The 24515-nt window shown below is 67.8% G+C and carries 26 protein-coding genes and 1 pseudogene; 7 read left to right on the forward strand and 20 right to left on the reverse strand.

The genetic code is table 11. The features are described from left to right. Positions 1–17: 17 nt before the first annotated feature. The 3 genes from HWW87_RS17710 to HWW87_RS17720 form a co-directional block, all read right to left on the reverse strand. A complete protein-coding gene (locus HWW87_RS17710) occupies positions 18–947 on the reverse strand; it encodes a LysR family transcriptional regulator (RefSeq protein WP_175821374.1) in 930 nt (309 codons plus the stop codon). 78 nt (positions 948–1025) lie between these two features. Beyond that, a complete protein-coding gene (locus tag HWW87_RS17715; RefSeq protein ID WP_175821375.1) occupies positions 1026–1931 on the reverse strand; it encodes an SDR family NAD(P)-dependent oxidoreductase in 906 nt (301 codons plus the stop codon). Positions 1932–2333: 402 nt separating this feature from the next. After that, a complete protein-coding gene (locus tag HWW87_RS17720; protein WP_175821376.1) occupies positions 2334–3272 on the reverse strand; it encodes a LysR family transcriptional regulator in 939 nt (312 codons plus the stop codon). A 237-nt stretch (positions 3273–3509) separates the two neighbouring features. Here HWW87_RS17720 and HWW87_RS17725 point away from each other — a divergent pair, with 237 nt between their 5' ends. From HWW87_RS17725 to HWW87_RS17740, 4 genes and pseudogenes are all read left to right on the forward strand, one after another. Continuing rightward, positions 3510–4829 (forward strand): MFS transporter, encoded by a 1320-nt coding sequence (locus HWW87_RS17725; RefSeq protein ID WP_175821377.1) that lies wholly within the window; start codon positions 3510–3512, stop codon positions 4827–4829. A 49-nt stretch (positions 4830–4878) separates the two neighbouring features. Beyond that, a pseudogene (locus HWW87_RS17730) lies at positions 4879–5413 on the forward strand (malto-oligosyltrehalose synthase); the annotation flags it as partial. A gap of 242 nt (positions 5414–5655) precedes the next feature. After that, the gene (locus tag HWW87_RS17735) at positions 5656–7269 is read left to right on the forward strand and encodes a Fic family protein (protein WP_175821378.1); all 1614 of its coding nucleotides are present in this window, start codon (positions 5656–5658) and stop codon (positions 7267–7269) included. A 392-nt stretch (positions 7270–7661) separates the two neighbouring features. Then, positions 7662–8912 carry a phosphatidylserine decarboxylase family protein gene (locus tag HWW87_RS17740; RefSeq protein WP_175821379.1) on the forward strand — a complete coding sequence of 417 codons (1251 nt, stop codon included), beginning with the start codon at positions 7662–7664 and terminating at the stop codon, positions 8910–8912. Positions 8913–8934: 22 nt separating this feature from the next. On the opposite strand, the gene HWW87_RS17745 is transcribed toward HWW87_RS17740, so the two are convergent. The 5 genes from HWW87_RS17745 to HWW87_RS17765 all read right to left on the reverse strand — a co-directional run bounded on the left by HWW87_RS17745 (position 8935) and on the right by HWW87_RS17765 (position 11437). Then, positions 8935–9180 (reverse strand): hypothetical protein, encoded by a 246-nt coding sequence (locus HWW87_RS17745; protein WP_175821380.1) that lies wholly within the window; start codon positions 9178–9180, stop codon positions 8935–8937. 240 nt (positions 9181–9420) lie between these two features. Then, the gene (locus HWW87_RS17750; RefSeq protein ID WP_175821381.1) at positions 9421–9750 is read right to left on the reverse strand and encodes a DUF1488 domain-containing protein; all 330 of its coding nucleotides are present in this window, start codon (positions 9748–9750) and stop codon (positions 9421–9423) included. 4 nt (positions 9751–9754) lie between these two features. Next, entirely contained in the window at positions 9755–10303 is a 549-nt protein-coding gene (locus HWW87_RS17755; protein ID WP_034209240.1) for a type 1 glutamine amidotransferase domain-containing protein, read from the reverse strand. Between the two features lie 242 nt (positions 10304–10545). Then, positions 10546–10911, reverse strand: coding sequence for a DUF3022 domain-containing protein (locus HWW87_RS17760; RefSeq protein WP_175821382.1), 366 nt, complete (start codon positions 10909–10911; stop codon positions 10546–10548). An 85-nt stretch (positions 10912–10996) separates the two neighbouring features. Beyond that, complete coding sequence (locus tag HWW87_RS17765; RefSeq protein ID WP_175821383.1) at positions 10997–11437, reverse strand: hypothetical protein; 441 nt, start codon at positions 11435–11437, stop codon at positions 10997–10999. A 158-nt stretch (positions 11438–11595) separates the two neighbouring features. Between HWW87_RS17765 and HWW87_RS17770 the strand changes: the two genes are divergently transcribed. Beyond that, positions 11596–11952, forward strand: a complete 357-nt coding sequence (locus tag HWW87_RS17770) for a DUF3175 domain-containing protein (RefSeq protein ID WP_175821384.1) — start codon at positions 11596–11598, stop codon at positions 11950–11952. A gap of 43 nt (positions 11953–11995) precedes the next feature. After that, the gene (locus HWW87_RS17775) at positions 11996–13318 is read left to right on the forward strand and encodes a cation:proton antiporter (protein WP_175821385.1); all 1323 of its coding nucleotides are present in this window, start codon (positions 11996–11998) and stop codon (positions 13316–13318) included. 3 nt (positions 13319–13321) lie between these two features. On the opposite strand, the gene ligD is transcribed toward HWW87_RS17775, so the two are convergent. The 12 genes from ligD to HWW87_RS17835 form a co-directional block, all read right to left on the reverse strand. Continuing rightward, positions 13322–16120 (reverse strand): DNA ligase D, encoded by a 2799-nt coding sequence (ligD, locus tag HWW87_RS17780; protein ID WP_175821386.1) that lies wholly within the window; start codon positions 16118–16120, stop codon positions 13322–13324. 39 nt (positions 16121–16159) lie between these two features. Beyond that, entirely contained in the window at positions 16160–17179 is a 1020-nt protein-coding gene (locus tag HWW87_RS17785; protein ID WP_175821387.1) for a Ku protein, read from the reverse strand. Positions 17180–17251: 72 nt separating this feature from the next. Continuing rightward, positions 17252–19366 (reverse strand): catalase HPII, encoded by a 2115-nt coding sequence (katE, locus tag HWW87_RS17790; RefSeq protein ID WP_175821388.1) that lies wholly within the window; start codon positions 19364–19366, stop codon positions 17252–17254. Positions 19367–19493: 127 nt separating this feature from the next. Then, positions 19494–19880: a DUF3022 domain-containing protein gene (locus HWW87_RS17795; protein WP_175821389.1), complete on the reverse strand. Its 387-nt coding sequence runs from the start codon at positions 19878–19880 to the stop codon at positions 19494–19496. Then, complete coding sequence (locus HWW87_RS17800) at positions 19877–20038, reverse strand: DUF1328 family protein (RefSeq protein ID WP_006767422.1); 162 nt, start codon at positions 20036–20038, stop codon at positions 19877–19879. The genes HWW87_RS17795 and HWW87_RS17800 overlap by 4 nt, the downstream gene beginning before the upstream one ends. Before the next feature lie 46 nt (positions 20039–20084). Continuing rightward, on the reverse strand, positions 20085–20273 hold the full coding sequence (locus HWW87_RS17805) for a DUF3008 family protein (protein ID WP_174434824.1): 189 nt from the start codon (positions 20271–20273) through the stop codon (positions 20085–20087). A gap of 72 nt (positions 20274–20345) precedes the next feature. Continuing rightward, positions 20346–21779, reverse strand: coding sequence for an RNA polymerase factor sigma-54 (locus HWW87_RS17810; RefSeq protein WP_175821390.1), 1434 nt, complete (start codon positions 21777–21779; stop codon positions 20346–20348). Between the two features lie 233 nt (positions 21780–22012). Next, positions 22013–22522 (reverse strand): DUF892 family protein, encoded by a 510-nt coding sequence (locus HWW87_RS17815; RefSeq protein ID WP_175821391.1) that lies wholly within the window; start codon positions 22520–22522, stop codon positions 22013–22015. A 74-nt stretch (positions 22523–22596) separates the two neighbouring features. Further along, positions 22597–22911, reverse strand: coding sequence for a hypothetical protein (locus HWW87_RS17820; RefSeq protein WP_175821392.1), 315 nt, complete (start codon positions 22909–22911; stop codon positions 22597–22599). 47 nt (positions 22912–22958) lie between these two features. After that, positions 22959–23270, reverse strand: coding sequence for a hypothetical protein (locus HWW87_RS17825; protein ID WP_174432954.1), 312 nt, complete (start codon positions 23268–23270; stop codon positions 22959–22961). Beyond that, on the reverse strand, positions 23267–23509 hold the full coding sequence (locus HWW87_RS17830; protein WP_175821393.1) for a hypothetical protein: 243 nt from the start codon (positions 23507–23509) through the stop codon (positions 23267–23269). The genes HWW87_RS17825 and HWW87_RS17830 overlap by 4 nt, the downstream gene beginning before the upstream one ends. A 197-nt stretch (positions 23510–23706) precedes the next feature. Beyond that, complete coding sequence (locus HWW87_RS17835) at positions 23707–24009, reverse strand: hypothetical protein (protein ID WP_174432953.1); 303 nt, start codon at positions 24007–24009, stop codon at positions 23707–23709. Positions 24010–24179: 170 nt separating this feature from the next. Here HWW87_RS17835 and HWW87_RS17840 point away from each other — a divergent pair, with 170 nt between their 5' ends. Then, a complete protein-coding gene (locus HWW87_RS17840) occupies positions 24180–24434 on the forward strand; it encodes a hypothetical protein (RefSeq protein ID WP_175821394.1) in 255 nt (84 codons plus the stop codon). The last annotated feature ends 81 nt before the right edge of the window (positions 24435–24515 follow it).

Genomic DNA, 24515 nt, shown 5'->3' on the forward strand with positions numbered 1-24515 from the left:
AAGGCCGTGCCCTAGCGCTAATCTCCAGGCAGAGTCGGAACCGGTGCCGGCGCGTCGTCAGGCAACGACAGATGATCGAACAACGCGCGCGCGGACGCCGGCAACTGTTCGCGATTGCGCGTGACCATCTTCAGTTCGCGCATGGCCCACGGATCGAACAGCGGGACGATAGCGATGTCCATGACGCGCGCGTGGCGGCCCGCCGAGGTCGCCGGCAACACGCCGATCCCGACGCCGGCCTGGATCAGCAGGCAGATCGCCTCGAAGCTGCCGACCTGGATGCGCGGGAGGAAGCTTCGGCCCGCGAGTTCCGCACGTCGTTGCAGAAAGCGATGAATGGCGCTGCCGTGGTGCAGTCCCACGTGCTGCTCCTCCAGCGTATCGACGAAGGCGACCCCGGCCGCGGCGGCCAGACGATGCCCGGTCGGCACGACCAGCACCAGTTGGTTGCGGCCGAACGGACGCGATTCGAAATCGCCCGTGTGAACGTCGTCGGAGAGGATGCCGATATCGGTCTCTCCGGCTGCGACGGCGCGCACGATCTCCTCGCTCAGGAATTCGCGCAGATCGATCCGCACGATCGGATGCTCGGCGAGGAAGACCGCCAGGCGCTCGGGCAGGAATTCCGTGATCGAGGTGGTGTTGGCGAAGATGCGGACATGGCCTTTGATGCCCTTGCCGAAGTCCTGCATGTCGCAACGCAAGTGCTCCATGCGCTGCAGCACCAGCTTGGCGTGATACAGCAGCGCGTCGCCGGCGGCGGTCAGGCTCGCGCCTTGTGCACTGCGATGCAGGAGCTTGCTGCCCACCGCCTCTTCCATCTGCTTGATGCGCGTACTGGCGGCCGGCAGGGAAATACAGGATTTCTCGGCACCGCGCGTGAGGCTGCGCGCCTCTGCCACGTGACAAAAGAGCCGGAGGTCGAACAGATCGAAATGGAGATTCACATGAAGGCCAGCCGAGTAGACGATGAGGCGCCGGCCGCGTTCCGTCGCATGAACCCGGCCGGGTGGACAAGAGCGACCTTACACCGGATCCCAGCTGAACACATCCGGGGACCGTTCCAGCGGGTAGAACCCGGAACGCATGGCCGGCATCGCATGGTCGGCGATGGCTTGCGGCGTCCAGCCCTCCGAGCGATGGATCGATCGCACCGGGCGCGGCTGGCTGATCAGCGATATCTCGTTATTGCGCACCGAGAAAATCTGCCCGTTGACCTCGCCGGCCGCATCGCTGATCAGATACACGGCCAGCGGCGCCACCTTGGCGGGCGTCATCTGCTGGATCTTGGCGACGCGCGCCCGCTGCTCGTCCGTGTCGGTCGGGATGGCGCCGATCATGCGGCTCCACGCAAACGGCGCGATGCAGTTCGAGCGCACGTTGAATCTGCGCATGTCCAGCGCAATGGACTTCGACAACGCGGCGATACCCAGCTTGGCCGCCGCGTAGTTGGCCTGGCCGAGGTTTCCGATCAGGCCCGACGTGGACGTCATGTGCACCAGCGCGCCCGCTTCCTGATCCTTGAAGTACGGCGCCGCTGCCCGGCTGACGTGGAAGCTCCCGTACAGGTGCACTTTCAACACGGCATCCCACTCGTCGGCCGACATCTTGTGGAAGAAGCGGTCGCGCAGGATGCCCGCGTTGTTGACCACCGCGTCGACGCGACCGAAGCAGTCCATCGCGCACGCGACGATCCGCGCGGCGCTGGCGGCGTCCGCCACGCTATCGGTGTTGGCGACCGCGCTGCCGCCTCGTGCGCGAATCTCGTCCGTCACCTGCTGCGCGGGCGCCGCGCTCCCGCCCGCGCCGTCGAGCGACGCGCCGATGTCGTTGACCACCACCCGGGCGCCATGCTGCGCCATCGCCAGCGCGATATCGCGCCCGATGCCGCCGCCCGCCCCCGTGACCACCACCACCTTGCCCTCCACCATGCTTCACCTCGATTCCGTTCGATGACCAGGCCGGCGCAAGGCTGGGTTGCGGATGCCGCCGGACTCCCATCGAGCGTGACATGCAGAGGCTCGCGCAACTTCGTATTTCCGAGAGAGGGGCTTCGGCAGCACCGGACGTAGGCGCTTCCGCGCGTGTGCCGTTGAACACGACAGCGTCCATCGCGCTCGGCGCAAAACCGCTTGGCGGCGCAGCATCCGCGACCACCCGGACGACCGCCCGCGGCGACTGCGAACGCCTGTCATGCCGCCGTATTCGGCACGATCAAGCGAACCGGAAGCGTCGCGCCGGGGAAAAACCCTGCTCCGGGAAACCGGGACCGGCGGTAGCCTCGGTCGTCGCTCATCGAATCGTCGACGCGGATATCGCGTGGTCACCCTCCACTACTGCACACCCTCCGCCACCACGGCCCGCACCACGTCGACGAACAACGTCATCGACGCGCTCGGCGGACGGCCGAGGCGCGTGACGATGCCGTACGGGTCGAGCTTGCGCGGCAACGGTACGGGCAGGATGTGCAGCAGGCCCATGCTCGCGTGAAATTTCGCGACCGCCATCGGGACGACGGCGACCAGGTCGCTGCCGGGCAACAACGACGTCGTCATCAGGATCGCCGCGGTTTCGATGGTGCTCTGCGGCGCCATGACGCCCGCCTCCTCGAACGAACGATCGATCAACGCCCGCATCGGGCTCGGCCGCGGTTGAAGGATCCACGGGTAAGTCGCCAGCTCACCGAACGTCAGATCGGGTCGCTTCGCCAGCGGGTGATTGCATCCCACCACGACAGCCAGCCGCTCGTCGCCCAGTTGCTCGAACGTCAGATGGCTGGCATCCCAGCCTTCCGGCACGCGCCCGAGCACCAGATCGAGCTGATCGCGCTCGAGCATCGGCACGAGCATGTCGCTGGTATCGACGTGAACGGTCATGTTGAGTCCGGGATGATCGCGCTTGAGCCGGCGGATCACTTCCGCCATCAGCACCGGCGTCGGGGCCATGACCGCACCGATCCGCACCTTGCCGATCCTGCCCGTTTCCAGCGACACCAGTTCGTCATGCAGGTTCGCCAGGTCCGAGAAGACGAGGGTCGCGTAGCGCGTGACCGCCGTGCCGAAGCGCGTGGGCCGAAGTCCGCGCAGATGCCGCTCGAACAACGTGACGCCCAGCAGCGCCTCCATGTCCTGAAGCATTTTCGTCACGGCCGGCTGCGAGAGCGAGAGCGCGTCCGCTGCCTGACGCAACGAACCGCGCGCCTCGATCGACAGCAGCAAGCGCAGATGCTGCATCTTCAGGCGGCTTTGGAGAGTGAGTGCGGGCGGGATCATGGAACGCTCGGAAGGAAAGGGACCCACTGCGAACGACGAAGGAAGGAACGAAGAGCGGCGTTCGCCGGGGTATCAAAAATGGTTATCGACGCATAGAAAAACGTCAATGGATATTATCGGTGCCGGCTCCTATAGTCGTCCGAAGTCGGCACCACCACGCCGGCTTCGTACAAAGACATCGCTGTCGCCGCCGGGCATGATCTCCGCCGCCGCGACACGCATCCGGAGACCCGTTACATGCCTTCCAGCCCGGCCACGACGCCCGCGTGCAACACTGCCATCCGCAAGTGCCTCGCGCGCCTGCTGCCATTTCTGGTGCTGATGTACGTGATCGCGTTCATCGATCGCGCCAACGTCGGCTTCGCCAAGGCGGCCCTGCAGGCGGACACGGGTTTGTCGAACGGCGCATTTGCGTTCGGCGCGGGGATCTTCTTTATCAGCTACGCGATATTCGAAGTGCCGAGCAATCTCGCGCTGCATCGCTTCGGCGCGCGACTGTGGATGTCCCGCATCATGGTGACGTGGGGGCTGGTGTCGGCGTCGATGGCTTTCGCGCACGACGCCACCACGTTCTATGCGCTGCGCGTGCTGCTCGGGGCCGCCGAGGCGGGCTTCTTTCCCGGGGTCATCCTCTATCTCACCTACTGGTTTCCGAGACACGTGCGTGCGCAGGCCATGGGCGTGTTCTACTTCGGCCTGCCGCTCGCACTGGTGCTGGGCGGCCCGCTGTCGGGCTTGCTGCTCGGCCTTCAAGCCCCATTCGGGCTCACACCCTGGCAGTGGATGTTCGTGATCGAAGGGCTGCTCGCATCGGTTGTCGGCGTGATCGCATTCTTCTATCTGAGCGACGGCCCCGCGCAAGCCGGCTGGCTCGCCGACGACGAACGCCGTGCGCTGCTCGATGCGCTCTCGCAGGAAGATGCCGCCAAGCTGGGCCACGGTCCGGCGACCTTGCGCGACCTGTTCCGCAGCCCGCGGCTCGCGGCATTCTGTCTCGTGTATTTCACGGTACAGATGAGCGTATACGGCGTGGTCTTCTATCTGCCGACCCGCATCGCCGAACTCCACGGCGGCAAGGTCGATCTGGGCGTGGGGCTGATTACCGCGATACCGTGGCTGTGCTCGCTGGCCGTGACGCGGTGGACGACACGCATCGCCGACCGTACCGGCGAGCATCGCAGGCTGGCTGCGCTGATGCTCGTTTGCGCCGGCTGCGGGATCGCGGCGTCGACATTCTTTTCGAGCCTGGTGCCGGTGATCGTCGCGTTCTGTTTTGCGGCGAGCGGCTTCGTCTCCGTGCAGCCGCTGTACTGGACGCTGCCGACCAACTACCTCGGCGGCGTGGCGGCGGCCGGCGGCATCGCGGTGATCAATTCGCTCGGCAACGTCGGCGGCTTCGTCGCGCCGAATCTCAAGACCTGGGCCGAGCAGGCATTCGCGAACCCGCACGCCGGCATGCTGAGCCTCGCTTGTATCGCATTCCTCGGCGCCGTGATGCTCACGCTGATGCGGCGCGCGGCGCCCGTGCATTCGCACGCGCAGTCGGTCGCCACGTAGGCGGACCTACACGCGTCGTGGTGTTGCAGGGACGTTTGTTTTAGCGACGAATCTGTATCAAGGTACCGAGTGATGGGATCACTCGCTCGTCGATCCGGACAACCGGCGCGACGTGCCGTTCGCGACGCTGGCGGCGGAACCGGTCGACGGGCCCGTTGCATCGTATCTGCCGGCGTGGCCCGATGCGCGCGTGAAGCGCGCGCTGATCGAGCGGATGCTGGCGCTGCGTGCGCGGTGGCCGGCGACGTTTGCGGACGGCGCGTACGTTCCACTGCGTGTGCGCGGCACGCTCGCGCGGCATGCGGTGGCGTTCGCGCGGTGCGGCGACGCGGCTCGCGTCCCGGTTGCTGGGTGAAGCACCCGGGTTGCCGCGCGTCGAGTCTCGGGAATGGGGCGATACGGCGGTCGTGCTGCCACGCTGCGTCGAGGGGCCGTGGACCGACTGGTTGAATGCGCGGGACGCAATCGATGCGCGGGAAGGTGTGCTGGCGCTCGATCGCTGTCTGACTGAGTTACCCGCTGCGGTGCTCGTTGCGGCGCGGACGACGGATCAGGATCGTCCCGGACACGCCCGCGCCCGGTAGTTCAACCCGCCCGGGTTGTCGTCACCTATCGAATGGAGACCCATAGCCTCGATCAAAGGGTCGGAAATAAATTCCGATGACTCTCGTCTCCACGCTGCCCGTCCGTGGTTCGGTGATAATCAAATTTATGCAAAACAGGCCGCGTATAATCGTTTTTATACATCCATAATCGATTTGCGCACAAAACCGACGTTTCTAATCGATTTTGAGCAGAGGCCGAGCCGACTGACAGGAGCTTCCACATGCCCGAATTGCCCGACGATCCAATTGGCGCCGCGTGGTTGATCGCGAACTGCGACGTTGCGCCGATGGGGCGGCCTCCCGTACTCAGTCGCATCGGGAGCCGGCGAGCCACTGAAATCGTCGACGGCTACCGACTCGAAACCTACCCGGAGTTGATGCGTCCTGCGGATGACTTCGCCGCCCATCTCCAGTTTCACCTGCGCCACGAGGTCCCGCAACTGGAGCTTCTCACGCGCTTGTTCCAGCAATCGGGGCCCAGTGCCGTCCAGGCGTGGATCGACGCCGAGCCGACCGGGCAGTATGCCCGTCGCGCCGCTTTTCTTTATGAATGGCTCATCGATGATCAACTCAGTGTTCCCGAGCGACTGGGCGGCAACTACGTCGACGTCCTCGACGACACCAAGATCGTCACCTCGTCCCGCAACCACGTTCTGAAAAATGCGCGGTGGCGAGTGAACGACAACCTTCCAGGTACGCGCCACTTCTGCCCGACCCTCGTAAAGACTGCTGCTTTCATGGAGGCCGCCGCACTTGACGTGCCGCGCCTCTTCGCCGATCTGGCAAAGGAGTTCGGCGAGGATTTGCTGATGCGTGCGGCAACCTGGATGACATTGAGGGAAAGCAAGGCCAGTTTTGCCATCGAGGGAGAGGCTGACCACACCACTCGTATCCAGCGCTTCGCCGACGTCATGGCCCGACGAACCGCTCAAGGCGAACAGCCGCTGACAGACGCCGCCGCTGCCGAACTACAGCGGGAAATCCTCGGCGAACGAACCACGCTCACGCATTTCGGCTTCCGGCAATCGCCCGTATTCGTCGGAGAGACCATACGCTTTAGCGAAGTCGTCCACTACGTGGCGCCTGGACAAGACGATGTGCCGGCAATGCTCGACGGACTTCGCGCATTCCTGGAGCGCACTGCGGGGCAATCCCCGGTGATGCGCAGCACGGTCGCAGCCTTCGGTTTCGTCTATGTTCATCCATTGGCAGACGGAAACGGTCGCGTCCATCGCTTCCTGATCAACGATGTCCTGCGCAGGGACGGCGCCATTCCCGCGCCGGTGATCCTTCCCGTTTCTGCAGTGATCATGGACGACGCCGGCGAACGTCGCGGATACGACAGCGTACTGGATCAGGTATCCGTACCCCTGATGGAACAGGTGCGCGACAACATATCGTTCGCAGCGACTCAGACCTCTTATCCGGACGGTGTCGTATCCAACTTCGCGTTTGACGGCGCCGGACGGGCAAGACCCCTATGGCGGTATCCGGATCTGAGTCCGCATGTGCAATATCTGGCCAACATCATCAGGCGCACACTCACCGAACACATGCGCGAGGAGTCGCGCTATTTGCGAAGCCACACGCTGGCCCGGCAGGCGCTCAAGGAAATCGTCGAAATGCCGGATCATCAAGCCGACCGGGTCCTACGATCGATAGAACAAAACCACGGACAACTCAGCAACGTCCTCGCGAAGGAAATACCCATTCTGCAACGACCCGGTATTTGGCCCGCTATCGTCGCTGCAGTATCTGCGGCATTTCGCGAAGGTGAAGCGGTCGATATCGCGATTGCCGATCGTTACCGGCCCGAACGGCCTGCGGGCCAGTAAACGCCCGGCCTCACGACCACTCCTCCGGCGGCATCTCGCCGCTGTCGTCCTCCCACAACGGTTTCCTTGCCTCTTCTCCGCGGCTCGGTGTCACCGGCCCGTTCCCGCTGTCGTTCCCGCGCTCGGCGCGCCGTGCGTGGTCGCGAGAACCCGCCGCATGCGTGCGTGCTCGCGTGCGCGTCGGCGTCACGGTCCGCTGTCCGTTGCGGCGGCGTTCGTCCGTCGACCCTGCATCGTTCGTCTGTCGTGCGTTCGAAGCTGTAGCCATTTTTCTCTCCTGAGTCATTGAGTCATCGAAAGAAACCGGTCGCCCGAACGCAGCAATTTCAGTGCCGCCCACCGGGCAAGCGCCTTGCTCCATCGTTTCGACCGCAACCGTTCCGGAGGTGACGATGTCGACGAATCGCAACCCGCCGCCCGGCACACGCCGCCGCCTCGGAGAATGGATGGCCACCGAGGAATCGCACATGGACGCGTTCCGCGAAAAAATGGCGAACGAAGCGCGCGCGCATGCCGGAGAGCGGCTGCGCACACCGGCCGTGCAGGAACTCGCGCGGCTGTTCGACGACAACGCCGTGCTGCGCATGAGCCTGACCCGCGCGATCGACGAAGCGCGCGAATCGGGATGCCGGCTCGGCTACACATCGATCGGCGAGCTGATGACCGTGCTCGACCATCTGATGACCTACACGTCGCCGTTCAGCGAGGAAAGCCTGATCGTGTGCCCGCTGAACGCGTTCTTCGACTGGCCGATGTGCATGCCGTCGGGCCACGCGGTGTTTCGCGACGCGGCCGTCAACGCGCAGTTGAAGCGCGTGCTGAACGCATGGTGCGACTTCCTCGGCGGCCCGCATTCGCGCGCGCATCTCGACACGTCGGCGCCCGACGGCTGGTTCTGCGACGCAGCGCGCAAGCGCCTGGGGCTGTCGCAGTTCCAGTATCGCGAAGACCAGCCGCACTGGGGCTTCGATTCGTGGAACGACTTCTTCACGCGGCGCTTTCGCGACGGCGCGCGGCCCGTTGCGGCGCCCGACGATCCGCACGTGATCGTCAGCGCGTGCGAAGCCGCGCCCTATCACACCGAAACGAACGTGAAGCTGCGCGACACGTTCTGGATCAAGGCGCAGCCGTATTCGCTGCGCGACCTCTTCACGCCCACCTGGCTGTCGCTCGCCGAGCGCTTCGTCGGCGGCGACGTCTACCAGGCCTACCTCAGCGCGTACAACTACCACCGCTGGCATGCGCCGGTGCGCGGCGTCGTCACGCACGCGTATCGGGTCGACGGCACCTATTACTCGGTCGCCGAAGCGGAAGGCCCGGACCCGGCCGGGCTCAACGACTCGCAGGGCTACATGACGGCGGTCGCCGCGCGCGCGGTGGTTGCGATCTCGAGCGACGATCCCGGCATCGGCACCGTGGCGGCCGTGTTCGTCGGAATGGGCGACGTGTCGTCGTGCGTGATCGACGTCATGCCGGGCCAGCGCGTCGACAAGGGCGACGAGCTCGGCTACTTCCAGTTCGGCGGCTCGACCTACTGTCTACTGTTCGAGGCCGGCGTGATCGACCGCTTCCTGTGCTCACCCCCGATCGAAGGTGAACCGCCGGTCGTGCAGGTCAACGCGCCCGTCGCGATCGCGCGGTAAGTGCCGCGCGCGGCCCGGTACGTCACGCGTCGGTGGCGTCATTCAGGCCGATCGCGTCGGATTCGGCAGCATCATGACGCTGCACGCTCTGCAGGACCGACAGTCCGTCGGCCGTCAATGCCGGCCGGTGCGCGCCCGATGCGTCGTCGCGCTGCATCACGATCAATTGTTGTTCGACGAGCGCGACGACGTCGTCGCGATCGGTCTGAATCTGCTCCGGTGCGTGATGCACCAGGAACAGTGCGGCAAATTCGTGTGCGGTCAGCATGCTCGTTTCCCCGTTGGCGGCTATGCGCGACGCAATTCGTGCGCCGGCGACGTGACGAGCATGCAGGGACCGTGCCAAGCGGCCCCATCCGAACGGTGTCCGTACGGTGCACGCGGCGCGCGATGTGGCACCCGTCGGCGCGTTCGAGCCGCTGCAAAGTTTTCAACGGCATGTAATGGGTGGCCGGATGCGGCCGAAGAAAATGCGTGCGAAACGCGCCGGGAATTGCGCACCGCTCGCTCACGGCCGCCGCGAGCGAAACAAACCGGCCCGCGCGCGCCCGCCCGGCGCACGGAAATACCCGCTATGCAGCACCACGTCGTGGTTACCGCTGGCCAGCACGTCCGCGCACGCGGCTTCGATACGCGCGCGGCCGCGCTCGAACGCGTCGCGCAGGTCGGCTTCCAGCGCGGACTGCGCGCCGAAATGATCTTCCAGCGCCTCGACGGTAATCGCGCAGATTTGCGGCGCGCCATCGACCTCGACGATGAAGCGCAGTTGCAGCACCGCGCCGTCGAACGTGGGCGGTGCGTCGGTGAGCGTCACGGGGCGGGTGGAATCGGCCGGCATCGGCTCATGCCCCCCGCGACGCGAGACGCTCGACCAGCGCGCCGTTGAACGCGGGCAGGTCGGCCGGCTTGCGGCTCGTGATCAGGTTGCCGTCGCGCACGACTTCCTCGTCCACCCACTTGCCGCCCGCATGACGGATATCGTCCTGCAGGCTCGGCCAGCTCGTCATCGTCTTGCCCTCCACGAGCCCGGCCGACACGAGCAGCCAGCCGCCGTGGCAGATCGCCGCGACCGGCTTGCCGGCGCCGACGGCCGCCGTCACGAATTCGCGCGCGGCCGGCAGCATCCGGATCGCGTCGCCGTTCACGACGCCGCCCGGCAGCACGACCGCGTCGTAATCGCCTTCGCGCGCATCGTCGAACGTGCGGTCGACCTTCACGCGCTCGCCCTTGTCGACGTGCCGAAAACCCTGGATCTCGCCGCGCTTCTGCGAAATCACGTCCACCTGCGCGCCTTCGGCCGCGAGCGCGCGCTGCGGTTCGACGAGCTCGGCTTCCTCGAAGCCGTCGACCGCGAGAATCGCTACCTTGCAATGATCGAGCCTGCCGCTCATGAATGCCTCCATGGATAGGGATAGGACGGCATACGTCGTGCCGTGCCGTCATGCAGCAATCGCCGTTCCGGCCGGGCGGACGCGATAAGCCTGTGCGGTCATGCGCGTGCGCATTCGGGCGTCCGCCGGGGACCGACCCGTAGTCCGGCGCGGCCCACACACGTCTATGCCCGTTGGGGGCCATCCCTGCTGCAAAGATTTCAACGGAATGTAACGCGACGCTGTGCGCCGGCCCGGTGCAATTACTGCAGATGACGTGCCGCATCGAGCATCGCGTCGGTCAGCTCGACCGTCAGCGTCAGGTTCTCGTCGGTATCGGGCAATTGATCGAGCGTCTGCTGCACGGCATCGTGCAGCATCGCGTGTACGCGCATCCGCGCGCCGTCGTCGAGATCCGCGTAGCGTTCCATCGTCGAGCATTCGAGCGCGAGCACGACCGAATGCCGGGCCGCCTCGGGCGGCGCCTCGACGGCGTTCGCCCACGCCGCATGAAACATGACCCTGCCCGTTTCGACGTCGACATGAACCGTCGTGTCGAGATCGTCCGCGTCGCTTGCATCGTCGTCGATCTCGTCGTGCTCCAGAAAAATCCGGGAATTCGATTGCATGATGTCCTCCTGCGTGGTGGCGGCGCGCCCGTCCCGGGAAACCGCGCCGCCATCGCGCCGTGCCGGCCGCGCCGGCACGACACCGTCAATAACCGCTGGAACCGCCGCCGCCGGCCCCGCCGCCCGAGCCCGCCGAGCCGCCGTTGCCGGCGCCCGTACCGCCCGCCCCGCCCGAGCCACCGGCCCCACCCGATCCGCCGCCGACCCCGCCGCCGGTGGCGCCGCTACCGCCCTCGCCCGCGCCGTTCGGGCCGCCGCCCGGCTTCACGTGGCCGGCCGCCCCGCTGTGCGACCGCATGCCGTGCTTCGCGCCACGCGGCTGCGTGCGCGCCGGCGGAGGCGGCGCGGCCGTATTGCCGTTGGTGCCCGGCGTCGACATGTCCATCGACGGATTCGGCGCGCCGGTGCCCTCGTCCGAGCGCTGCGAGTTCTGCGCCCACGCGGCCGGCGCCGCCGCGACGATCGCGACAGCCGCGCAGGCCAGCACGCGCCGCGCGACAAACTTCGATTCGAATGCTGACTTCATGGCGTTTTCTCCCGGTGGAGGATGGCGTGATGGAAATTCCTGCTCCGGTCTTTCAGCAAGGCCCATGCCGTGGCGAGCAACGGTCGCGACGCGGCACGCGGTTTGCGCCGGCTTTATCCACACGACTGTCCTGTGACCCCATACGGAGCCCCTGCCTTATGCCTTCCGCTTCTGCTTCCCACCCGCACGGCAAGCGCCACACGCGCCGCCCGGGCCGCGCGCGCAGCGCCGACCCAACCCACCGCAAGCGCTGGTCCGGCGAAGTCACGCAAACAAGCGATGCGCTCGACATCGAGCCCGACATCTTCAAATCCGACGATCCGGCCGCAATCGCCGCATCGCTGAAGCACTCGGCCGAACACAGCCGCCGCCGCAAGGCGTCGCCGTTCCAGTCGGCGATGTCGATGCTGAACTTCTACGTGAACCGCGCGGGCCGCAACCTGCCCAAAACGCGCCGCACGACGCTCGAACGCGCGAAGCGGAAACTGCGCGAAGCGTTCGGCCGCAAGCCCTGACGGCTGGCGCGCCGCCCGTCTCCCTCCGCTGCGATTCCCACGCATGCACGAAACCCTCTGGTACCTGATCATCGGCGCGGTGCTGCTGGGCATGGGCGTCGTAACGTCCGCGCTGCGCCACGTTCCATGCAGCTCGGCCATGATTTACCTGGTGCTCGGTGTCGCGCTCGGCCCGGCCGGCGCCGGCCTGCTGCACCTCGACCTCGAACGCGACGGCCGCCTGCTGCGCGAGATCGTCGAAGTCGCGCTGCTCGTGTCGCTGTTCGCGATCGGGCTGCGATTGCGCGTGCCGCTGTCCGACAAGCTGTGGCTCGTGCCGTGCCGGCTCGGGCTGCTCGCGATGATCGTCACCGTGCCGCTGCTCGCCGTGTGTGCGGTGCTCGCGCTCGGGCTCAGCTGGGGCCCCGCGCTGCTGCTCGCGGCGATCCTCGCGCCGACCGACCCGGTGCTCGCGCATGACGTGCAGGTGCACGATCCGGGCGATCGCGACCTGGTGCGCTTCGCGTTGTCCGGCGAAGGCGGGATGAACGACGGCATCGCGCTGCCGTTCGCGCTCGCGGGGCTCGCGCTGTGCGGCGCACCCGGCGCGACGCACGGCATTCCGCCGCTGTCCGGCACGTTCGTGCTCGTCGCGCTGTGGGGCATCGCGGGCGCGGCCGCGATCGGCGGCGGCCTCGGCTGGGTCATGACGAAGACGATCGGCTGGCTGCGCACGCGCCACGCGCAGGCGCTCGGCCTCGAAGGCTTCTTCGCGCTGGCGCTGATCGTGCTGTCGTTCGGCGTCGCGCAGCTCGCGCATACGTTCGGCTTCATCGCGACGTTCGCGGCCGGCGTCGCGATGCGGCGCGTCGAGCATCGCGCGAGCGGCGACCGCCCGCCGCGCGAAGTGATCGGCCAGATCGATTCGGAAGACGTCGTCGCCACCGAGAAGCATCCGGACAAAGCGCATGCGTTCATGGCCGAATCGGTGCTCGGCTTCACGATCGAGCTCGAACGGATCGCCGAAGCGGTCGTGATGACGATGATCGGCAGCGTGCTCTCGACACTGCCCGGCCCGCTGATCACGTGGGGCGCCGCCGCGCTGGCCGTCGTGCTGTTCGTCGCGGTGCGCCCGCTCGCGGTGTTGCTCACGCTGACCGGTTCGCGTGCGACTCATGCGCAGCGGCGGCTGATGGCGTGGTTCGGCATCCGCGGGATCGGTTCGTTCTACTACCTGCTGTTCGCACTCGAGCATGGCCCGTCCGAGGTCATGCGCCCGCTCGCGGCGCCGGTGCTGGCCGTCGTGTCCGCATCGGTGGTCGCGCACGGGATTTCCGCGACGCCGCTGATGAACTGGTATTACCGGCTGCAACAGCATCGGCACTGACGGTCATGCTTCGGCGCCGAGCCGCGCCCGCATCGCCGCGGTGATGCGCTGGCGCGCCTTCGCATAGCCGTCCCAAGGGTCACGCTTCAACATGTCCAGACGTTCGTGAAGCGTGTCGATCGTCCATTGCGCGCCGCCCGTCGTCTCCGGAACCTCGTCCCAGTCGAGCGGCACCGACACGCCCATGCCGGGGCGCGCCCGCACCGAATACGCGGCGATCGTGCTCGCGCCGCGCCCGTTGCGCAGGTAGTCGACGAAGATCTTGCCGCGCCGGTGGCGCGGCCCCATCGTCGCGGTGAAACGGTCGGGCAGCGTGCCGGCGACGTGCTGCGCGACCGCGCGCGAGAAGTCCTTCACGTCGTCCCAGCCCGCATGCCGCGTGAGCGGCACGACGACGTGCAGCCCCTTGCCGCCGCTGGTCTTGCAGAACGACACGAGCCCGAGTTCGTCGAGCAGCCCGCGCACGAGTTGCGCGGCGTCGATCATCGTGCGCCACGGCAGCGCCGGATCGGGATCGAGGTCGAACACGATGCGGTCGGGCCGCTCGATGTTCGACGCATGCGCGTTCCACGTGTGCAGCTCGACCGTGCCCATCTGCGCGGCGCCGAGCAGCGCATCGACGCTGTCGATCGACAGCAGCGGCCCGTGGCCCGGGTCGAGCCCTTCGTGCTGCGTGACGAACGGGATCTCGCGGCGCTCCGCGTGCTTCTGGAAGAACAGTTCGCCGGCGATGTCGCCCGGCGCGCGCACGAGCGACACGGGCCGGCCTTTCAGGTCGGGCAGCAGCCACGGCGCGACCCACTGCCAGTAATGCGCGAGATCGATCTTGCGCGTGCCGCTTTGCGGGTCGAGCACGCGCTCGGGATGCGTGATGCGCACGCGACCGAGCGTGTCGGCGCCAGCATCGGCGTGCGCGCCGCGCGCTTTGCCCGTGCTCGCGTGATGATCGGCGCGCGACGCACGCCGCGGCTTGTCCTGCGTGGTCGAACGCTGCTCCATCGCCTCCTCCGTTTCCGTGTGTTTCGGCATCTCGCGGACGATCTGCTCCGCCGGCTTGTCGTCGCGCAGCGCGATGAACGCGGCCTGCCGCACGATGCCGTCGCCGGTCCATTCCGCGAATTCGCATTCGGCGACGAGCGTCGGCTCGACCCAGTGCACGCGGGTGCGCGTGCGTTCGCGCGGCGGCGCATCGAACGGCATCGTGTCGCGTTCATGCTTGCGCAGGATCGCGGCGAGACGGTCGAGCATCCGCGCGTCGAAGCCGGTGCCCACGCGGCCGACGTAGCGCAGCGGCCCCGGCCCGCGCCGCCGTTTGCCGGCCGGCGCCGGTTCGTGCACGCCGAGCAGCAGCGCGCCGAAGCCGTGCCGGCTGCCCGACGGCTCCGTAAAACCGCCGATCACGAACTCCTGCCGACGCCGGCATTTGAGCTTGATCCACGCGGGCGAGCGGCCGGCGCGATAGCGCGAATCCGCACGCTTGCCGATCAGCCCTTCGAGGCCCGCGTCGCAGGCGCTCGCGATCAGCGACGCGACGTCCTCGCCGAGATCCGGCGAAAAGCGCACGCGCGCCGGGTCGCTGTCCGCGAGCAGCGGTTCGAGCAGCGCGCGACGCGCAGTGAGCGGCGCGTCGCGCAGGTCGTATCCGTCGAGATAAGGCAGATCGAATATGAAGAAGGTGACCGTGTCCGAGCGGTCCGCGCCGAACGCGTTCTGCAGCGCCTGGAAATCGGGCAGGCCGTTTTCGCCGAGCACGACGGCCTCGCCGTCGAGCCATGCGTCGTCGACGTCGAGCGCCGCGAGCGCGTCGCGCTGCGCGCGCAGCTTCGCGGTCCAGTCCCGGCCTTCGCGCGTCATCAGCGTGACGCGCCGGCGCGCGCCCTTGCCGGCAATACGCGCGAGGATCCGGTAGCCGTCGAACTTCAGTTCGTAACACCAGCCGCCGTGGGTCGGCGGTGCGTCGACCAGCGTCGCGAGTTGCGGCGCGACGCGCTCGGGCAGCGGCGCGCGCACCGCGCCCTCGACTTGCAACGGTTCGGCGGGGCGGGGGCTTTCGTGGCTTGCGTGGCTTCCGTGTTTTCCGTGGCTTTCGTGTCGCGCGGCACGGGCATCGCCGTCCGCGTCGTCCGCGCGGTTCGCGCCGTTCGACCCGTGGCGCCGCGTCGCGCGCTTGCGCGTCGCGCCGTTGGACGCGCCGTCATGCACGCTGCCCGGCCGCTCGCCGACGACGTCGAATTCATCGGCGCTGCGTGCGTCGTCGTCGCGCTCCTTGATCAGCAGCCATTGCTCCTGACGCCCTTCCTGCCGCCCGCTGCGCACGAGCGCCCAGCCGCCGTGCAGCTTCTGGCCGTCGAGCCGGAACGTCAGCTTGCCCGCCCGATAGCCTTCGCGCGCGTGCGCGACGCCGCCATCGGGCGTCCACGTACCTTCGTCCCAGACGACGACCGACCCCGCACCGTAATGCCCAGCCGGAATCTCGCCTTCGAACGACGCGTATTCGAGCGGATGGTCCTCGACATGCACGGCGAGCCGCTTCACCTGCGGATCGAAGCTCGGCCCCTTCGGCACGGCCCACGACTTCAGCGTGCCGTCGAGTTCGAGCCGGAAGTCGTAGTGCAGCCGTCGCGCATGGTGCTCCTGGATCACGAAGCGCAGCGGATGGCCCGCGCGGGCGGCAGGCTTTGCCTTCGGCTTCGTGTCCGATTTCGTCCCCGCCTTCGCGCAACGTTTCCCGTGCGCCCCTTCGGGCTCGGGCGTCGCGCCGAAATGGCGCTTGCGGCGATACGGATCGAGCTTGCCGGCCATCGCGTCACCTCGTCGGAATCGGAGTCGGTGTCATCGGTATCACGCCGCGTGCTTGCGACGCGCGGCGGTCTTCTTCGCCGCAGGGTCGCTCGTCGCGCTGCGTTTCGCGGCGGTCTTCTTCGCGGCGGTTTTCGTCGCCGCGCCTTTCGATGCGGATTTCGCCGCCGGCTTGCGGCGCGCGCCGCCCCGCGACGACGATGACGACGACGCGCCGTCCTCCGCTTCGTCGCGCTCTTCACGCAGATCCGCCGCGCGCGCGCCGGCGCCGCCCTTCAGGCTGCGCTTCAGCAACTCGGTGAGATCGACCACGTTGCTCGCCGCGCGGCCGGTCTGCGCGGGCCGGTCCTCGATCTCCTCGACCTTGCCCGCACGCACCTTGCGCTCGACCAGTTCGAGGATGTCGTTGCGGAACGTGTCGTGATATTCGTCGGGCGTCCATTTGCCGGACATGTCGTCGATCAGCTTCCTCGCCATGCCGAGTTCGCGCGCGGTGACGCCCGCGCGCTTCGCGTCGTCGGCCGGCACCGACAGCTCGTCGAGCGGCCGCAGTTCGTCCTGCCAGCGCAGCGTATCAAGCGCGAGTATCGGCCCGACCGGGATCAGCGCGCCCAAATGCTGGCGGTCGCGCATCACCACGAGCGCGATGCCGATCTTGCCGCTGTCCTTCAGCGCGTCGCGCAGCAGCGCGTAGACCTTCTCGCCCTTGCGGTCCGGCACCAGGTAGTACGGCGTGTCGAGATAGAGAAACGACACGGCGTCCTCGTCGACGAAGGTCAGGATGTCGACGGTCTGCGTCGATTCCGGGTTCGCCGCGCGGATTTCGTCGTCGCTCAGCACGACGTAGCGTTCCTTCTCGTACTCGTAGCCGCGCACGATGTCCTCGCGCGTGACTTCCTTGCCGGTGCGCTTGTTGATCTGCCGATAGCCGATCGGGTCCATCGAGCGCTTGTCGAGCATCCGGAACGACGGCTTCACGGTGCGCGTCGCCGGGAACAGTTGCACGGGCACGTGCACGAGCCCGAAGCTGATCGCGCCTTTCCATATCATCCGCGGTGCCATGCGTGTTCCTCCTTGCCGAATGCGCGCCCGCCCGAGGGCAGGCGCGTCGTCCGGCGCAAGCCGCTGCCGGCCCTATGCCGGCAGCTCCTCCGCCTGCTGTTCGCGCGCCCACACGCGATGCCGGCCGAGGTGATCCGACAGCGTGTTCAGCACGTGGTCGAGATCGACCGCCTGCCCGACGCACACGCCTTCGGCCGGATCCGGCAGGTGCGCGGCGCTGAGCAGTTGCCGCCCCGAGCCGACGGCCGCGATCGGCTTTAGGTGCTTGAACGCCTCGCGCACGAAATGGCGGGCTTCGGCGCTGTGCGCGAGGTCGCGGCCATCGCCGTCGCCGCCGCACACGAATACCGCGTCGAACATCACCGACGGCATGCCCGCGAGCGTCGCCTCCGGCACGATGCCGCCGATCGGCGCGAGCGTCGGCGCGACGATCGTCGGCACCGCGTGCGCGGCCAGCAGCGCGTCGCGCACCTGCTCGACGAGCACGTGATTCACGCCGGGTGTCGCGATCAGCGCGATCTTGCGCGAGCGGATGCCGGGCTTCGCGCGGCCGATCAGGCTCAGCGCGGGCGAGCGCTGCGCGACGGCCGGCGTCGCGGCCGCCTGCGGCGCGGGCAGCCCGAGCCGTTCGGCGACCTGCGCGGCGAGCCCCGCGTCGAAGCGCGCGATGATCTCGTTGACCACCCGCTCGCGAATCTGCGGCTGCGTCACCTTGCCGAGCTCGAAGCAGTACGCGTCGCGGATATGCCGCTGCTCGATCTCGGTCATGCTCTGGTAGAACAGCGCGGGCTGCGAGAAATGGTCGGCGAACGATTCGCTGCGCACGCGCACCTTGTGGCCTTCGAGCGGCTCGGGCACGGTCTCGAAACCGCCGCCGGACGGCGCGGGCGGCGTCTCGCGCGGCCAGCCGCCGCTCGTCGAGTTCGGCTCGTACGACGCCTGCCCGACGTTGATCGTCTGCCGGTGCATCGCGTCGCGCTGGTTGTTCGCGAACGGGCACACCGGCCGGTTGATCGGGATCTCGTGGAAATTCGGGCCGCCGAGCCGGCTCAGTTGCGTATCGGTGTACGAGAACAGCCGCCCCTGCAGCAGCGGGTCGTTCGTGAAGTCGATGCCCGGCACCACGTGGCCCGGGTGAAACGCGACCTGCTCGGTCTCCGCGAAGAAGTTGTCGGGGTTGCGGTTCAGCGTCATCCGGCCGATCGGCCGCACCGGCACGCGCTCTTCCGGCACGAGCTTGGTCGGATCCAGCAGGTCGAAGTCGAACGTGTCGGCATCGGCCGGATCGATCATCTGCACGCCGAGCTCGAACTCCGGATAATCGCCGCGCTCGATCGCCGTCCACAGGTCGCGCCGGTTGAAATCCGGGTCGTGGCCGGCGATGCGCTGCGCCTCGTCCCACAGCAGCGAATACGCGCCGCTCACGGGGCGCCAGTGGAATTTCACGAACCGCTCGACGCCGGCCGCGTTCACGAAGCGGAACGTGTGCACGCCGAAGCCGTCCATCGCGCGATAGCTCGCCGGCAGCGCGCGGTCCGACATCAGCCACAGCACCGTGTGCGTGGTTTCCGGCACCAGCGACACGAAATCCCAGAACGTGTCGTGCGCGGACGCGCCGGTCGGCATCTCGTTCGGCGCCTCGGGCTTCACCGCGTGCACGAAGTCGGGAAACTTGATCGCGTCCTGGATGAAGAACACCGGCATGTTGTTGCCGACGAGGTCGTAGTTGCCTTCCTCGGTATAGAACTTCACCGCGAAGCCGCGCACGTCGCGCACGGTGTCGGACGACCCGCGCGGCCCTTGCACGGTCGAGAAACGCACGTACACCGGCGTTTCGGCGGCCGGATCCTGCAGGAACGCGGCCTTCGTGTAGTCGGCCATCGGCTCGTACACGCGGAACACGCCGTGCGCGGCCGAGCCGCGCGCGTGCACCACCCGCTCCGGAATGCGCTCGTGATCGAAATGCGTGATCTTCTCGCGCATGATGAAGTCTTCGAGCAGCGACGGGCCGCGCGCGCCGCCTCGCAGCGTGTTCTGGTTATCGGCGATCCGCACGCCCTGGTTGGTACGCAGCGCCTCGCCGTCGGGCCGCGCACGATTCTCCTCGAGCTGGCGCGATTTCGCGCTGTCGTGCGGTGGCGTCGGTTGCGTCGGTGGGGTCTTGCCGGCGGACGGGGGATTCGTCATCGTCAGGTATCCTCATTGCATTCGGTAGGGAACCGCCGCACGGCGCACGCGCCGCGGCACGCGCGTGCGGACGGCAGGGAAAGCCGGCCCGGCGCGTCGCGAACGCGCCCGCGGGCCGGCTGCGGTGTCAGGGCGCGCGCAGCGCCGCGTCGAATTCGGCGCGCGTCACGTCGAGCGCCACGTTGCATTCGATCACGGTATCCTCGATGCGCGGCTTGTGCTCGTCCACCCCGCGCCGCGCGCGGTCGCACAGCTGCGTGCGCACGCGCAGCCGATCGGGCTCGTCGAGCAACGCGTAGCGTTCGATCACGTCCGCATCGAACCGCATGTCGACCGTGCAGCGCCATTCGCGCGCGTCCTCGTCGGACGGCACGCGCACCCACGACACGTGGATCGTCAGCCGCCCCGATGCGTCGTCCGGCTGCACGACGATGGTCGACTGCGACGGGAACCCGATCGCGAACGCGTGCTCGAGTTCCTTCACGCGCTGCGACCGGTGGGGGGTCATGCTCATCGTCGGACGACGCCCAGCAGCAGCGTGACCAGGAAGATCACGACGAAGATGTAGAACAGGATCTTCGCGATCTCGGCCGCGCCGGCCGCGATGCCGCCGAACCCGAACACGGCCGCGATGATCGCGATGATGAAGAAAATGATGGCGTATCGAAGCATGGAACCCTCCTGGATGACAGCAGTCGTCACTAAACGTCGGCGCCGGTCACGCATCGTGCTTGTGTTTCGGTTTGCCGTGCGTGGGCGTGGACGCCATTTTCTCGAGCTCTTTCTCGCTCATCGACTTGGCCATCGATTTCGCCGGCGGCTTGAGATCCTTCATTTTCGTGTCACCGCGCTTGGCCGACAGCGCGGCCCCTGCGGCGCGCTGCTGGGCCTGGGATTTGGCTGGCATGGTTGCGCTCCTCTCGTTGGCGCGCGAGCCGACGCAACGCGCGGCACGCGCGGGGTTGGAACAATCGGGCCGTCACGCGGCGTCGCGACGCCGCAGGTCGGCCGGCGGAATCTTCATCGCCTGGCGATACTTCGTCACCGTGCGACGCGCAAGAAGGATGCCGCGGCCCGCGAGGTTCTCCGCGAGCGCGACGTCGGACAGCGGGTCGGTATGCCGCTCGGCCGCGATCATGTCGCGGATCAGCACCTTCGCGGCGGAGGCCGAACACACACCCTTGCCGGCCGCCTCCAGCTTGCGCGGGAAGAAATGCTTGAACTCGAACGTGCCGTGCGGCGTGGCCATGTACTTGTTGCCGGTCGCACGCGACACCGTCGATTCGTGCAGGTCGAGTTCTTCCGCGATGTCGCGCAGCACGAGCGGCTTCATCGCGATTTCGCCATAGCGGAAGAAATCGCGCTGCCGCGCGACGATGCATTCGCCCACGCGCTGAATCGTGTCGAAGCGCTTCTGCACGTTGCGGATCAGCCAGCGCGCTTCCTGCAACTGCTGGCCGAGCGGCGAATCGCGCTCGCCGCTCGACTGCGCGAACAGCGTCGCATAGCGCTCGTGCAGGCGCGCGCGCGGCAGCACGGCCGGGTTGATCGTGACGATCCACTCGTCGCGCACCTGGCGCACGATCACGTCGGGCACCACGTAATCGCCGCGCGTGCTGCCGTAGTGACTGCCCGGGCGCGGGTCGAGCCCGCGCACCAGCGCGCAGGCGGCGTGCAGCGTCGGCTGATTGCAGCCGAGGCGCCGCTGGATCTCGGCCGTCTCGCGCCGCGCGAGCCGCTCCAGATGCTCGCGCGCGATCGCTTTCGCTTCCGCGAGCGCCGGCGTGCCGGCCGGAATCGCATCGAGCTGCAACACCAGGCATTCGGATAACGAACGAGCGGCGATGCCCGGCCGGTCGAGCATCTGCACGAGCCGCAGCGCGACCGCGAGATCCTGCTCCGACAGCAGCCACGCCGGATCGGCGGCGACCAGGAGTTCGGGAAGCTCCTGACGCAGGTAGCCGTCGTCGTCCAGCGCATCGATCACGAGGCGCGCGGCTTCGCGGTCGCGCTTGTTGAGCGGATAGAGCCGCAGCGCATCGTGCAGTTGCTGATGCAGCGACGGCTCGGCGGCCATCCATTCGCCGGGCGACAGGCCGTCGCCGTCCTCGCCCTGGCGGCTCGTGCCGCGCGGCGCGGGCGCGGCGGTAAACGGCACCTCGCCGTCCGGCGGGCGGATTTCGTCGTGCTCGGGCGCCGCTTCGGGCGCGGCCGCTTCGGTCGATTGCTCGGGTGTCTCCGCAGCGGTTTCCTCGTCGCCCTGGCCGTCTTCGAGAAACGGGTTCATGTCGAGCGCCTGACGCAATTCCTGTTGAAATTCGAGCGAGGACAGCTGCAGCAGCCGCAGCGACTGCTGAAGCCTCGGCGTAAGTGCGAGATGCTGTCGCATCTGCAGCGCAAGCGAGACGGGCATCGAAAGCCTCCTGACGGTTCGGTTCGCGGTATGTCTTCTACCGGACGTCATGCAGCTTCCGTGCCAGTCGCGCGAAGCGCGATACGTCGCGGGTCTCGCGGGTTCGTACCCCGTCTCGCCCTACGCCAAAGTCGCTTTTTTACAAGCCGGGGGCAAGTTAGGGGGCACGTATTTCGCTCACGGCAAACGGCCCGCCCCGAAAGCGGGGCGATGGCCACACCCTCACTGCTTCGTCACCGTTTCGCATCGATGCGGTCGACCGCCGAACGATCGAGAAAGGCGGTCGTCAACGCGGGCAGATGACGCAGCAGCCATGCGGCCATGTCGCGCTCCTGCTGCAGAATCCGCTCGCAACATGCGCGGATCTCTTCTTCGCCGGCCGCGTGCGCCGCCGCGACGAGCGCCGTGTACGCGGCGATCTCCAACTGCTCGAACGCATAAGCGGCCAGCGCCGTCTTCACGACTTCGTCGTCCGCCAGCATGCCGCTCGCGATCTGCCCGTATGCAGCGACCCGCGCGGCGAACTCCCTGGTCGCCGACGGCGACGTGCCGAGCCGCATCAGACACGCTTCGACGAGCGCCTGCTGGCCGAGCGTCTCATCGAGATGCAGCCGGAGCCGGTCCTGCAATGACGGATAGTGGCCGACCCGCTTCATCTGCGCGTCGATCATCGTCTCGGCCTGGCGCTCCATCGCATACGCATCGCGCAGCCAGTCCTCCAGGTGCTCGTGCTGGTTCGCCATCGCGTTCCTCCGGCCGCATCGCGGTGCGGCGTGCCGCGACGCGTCGCCGCGAGGCGTCCCCGCAACGCGTCCTGTCAGTACTGCATCGGCGGCGGCGTGCCCGGCAGCGGCGGGTCGCCCTGCGCGCCGTTCGGGCCCGGCGGCGGCACGTCGGCCGGTACGTCGACGGTCGTGCTCTGCGGCATCGTGTTTCCCGGCGACGGACGCGTGTCGTAGCGCGTATTCGCATCCGGCATCGTCGTGGTCGACTGCGCGCCGCGGCCGTCGGGCGGCGCGGGCGGCGCCGGATGCGCGCCGTAGGGCCCGCTGGTCGGTTGCGTGCATGCGCCCAGCGCGCACGCGGCAGCGAACGCACAGGCGCCTGCGCGTATCGTCTGGATCGTGTTCATCGACATCCTCCTTTCGACGGCTCGGGGCAACGCCATGACGGCACCGCTCACAGCCGGTTGAAATGGAAATCGCCCGCGTACGCGGTCGGTGCGCGGCGCGCCATCATCGTGTCGAATTCGGCCGCGACGCGCGTCAGCGTGCCGCGTTGCCGTTCGACGTCGGCCCGTTCGAGCGCGGCGAATGCGTCGGCGTCGAATGTGACGGTCAGCGACGCCGGACGGCCGTCGACGCGAAAGCCGATATGCAACGCACCGGCCGGCTGTTCCTCCACATGGAACGCGATCGCGCGCGCCTCGAAATGACGGCCGAACGTCTCGGCGATGTCGCGCAGCATGCCGGGATTCACGCGAATGCTCATGGCAGTCCCTCCCCTCTCATTCGCGGCCTTGCGCCCACCGACCCTGCACGCACCGGCGGCTCGCGCGACGGTGGGTCGTGTTCGGGCGGCGCATGCCCGGGCGGGTCGCCCTCCGGTTCCCGGTACGGCTCGGGCAGGTCCGGCGGCACGTCGTCGGGATCGGGCGGCTCGGGGTCCGGCTCGATGTCGGGGAGCGGCGGCTCGGGCCGTTGCAGCGACTGCGCGAGTTCGGATGTCATCGGGCATTCCATCGTTGCGAGGCTCGGGTCGGGATCGGCGCGACGGCCGCGTACTGAAGGGGTTCGCAAACCGCGTGCCGTCCGCTCACGCCGCCCGCATGCGGGAATCGATACGCAGGCGCGCGGTCCAGCCGCGGTCCAGCGCCAAGCGCCATGTCTTCGCTACACCGCTCGCTGCAAAACTTGCAAGCGCGCCGCTACGCGTCGTACGCGGCCATCACCAGCCACAGCTCGCGGCCGTCGTCCCGCACGCGCGCGGCGAGCGCATACGGATCCGCCGGCTCGCACGCGCGCTGGAGCGCAAAGCGCGCGGGCTCGGTCGCGCCGAACGTCTCGTCGCCGAGCCGCCGCACGTCGGCCTTGCCTTCGAACATCCGGCGCTCGGGCCGGTAGATCAGCGGTTCGTGCTTCCACGTATCGAAATGGCTCTTCACCGAATCGAATCCGCCGCCGCATACATTGATCTCATAGCGCACCCCTGGTCGTCGTTTCGGAATCATCGTCGTGCCTCCTGCTCGATATGCGCGCAGCAGGCACGCTGTTGCGCTGTGTCGTGATGGTCGTCGTCGTGGTCGTCACCGTAGCAGTTGCAAGTCGCGTGCCATGTATGCGAACCGGGAACGCCGGTTGCGGCACAGCCGGCTCATCGTCCCCGATACGGAGCACCGCCATGAAGGATTCGACCCGGCACGGCCACGACGCACCGGCGCACGAGCGGCAGCCCGACCCGCAACCGCCGCTGAAGGATCGGGACCGCGCGCACACGCGCCACTCGGAGCGTCATATCGACAAGCAGCTCGAGGACACGTTTCCGGCGAGCGACCCGCCCGCGACCGGCGGCGTCACGCGCATCGAGCCCGACACGCCGCCCGGCACGCACGACGACGGACCGTGGCAGGACAAGCGCGACCGCGACGACGAATGACACGACGGCCCGCGCGCACGGCATGCGGTTTGCTGGATCGCAGCGGTCGCATCGGCACATTGCTTCACCCACCCGCAAGGA

The sequence above is a fragment of the Burkholderia sp. BCC0419 genome, from assembly GCF_902830285.1.
In the GTDB taxonomy this organism is placed as follows: Bacteria; Pseudomonadota; Gammaproteobacteria; order Burkholderiales; family Burkholderiaceae; genus Burkholderia.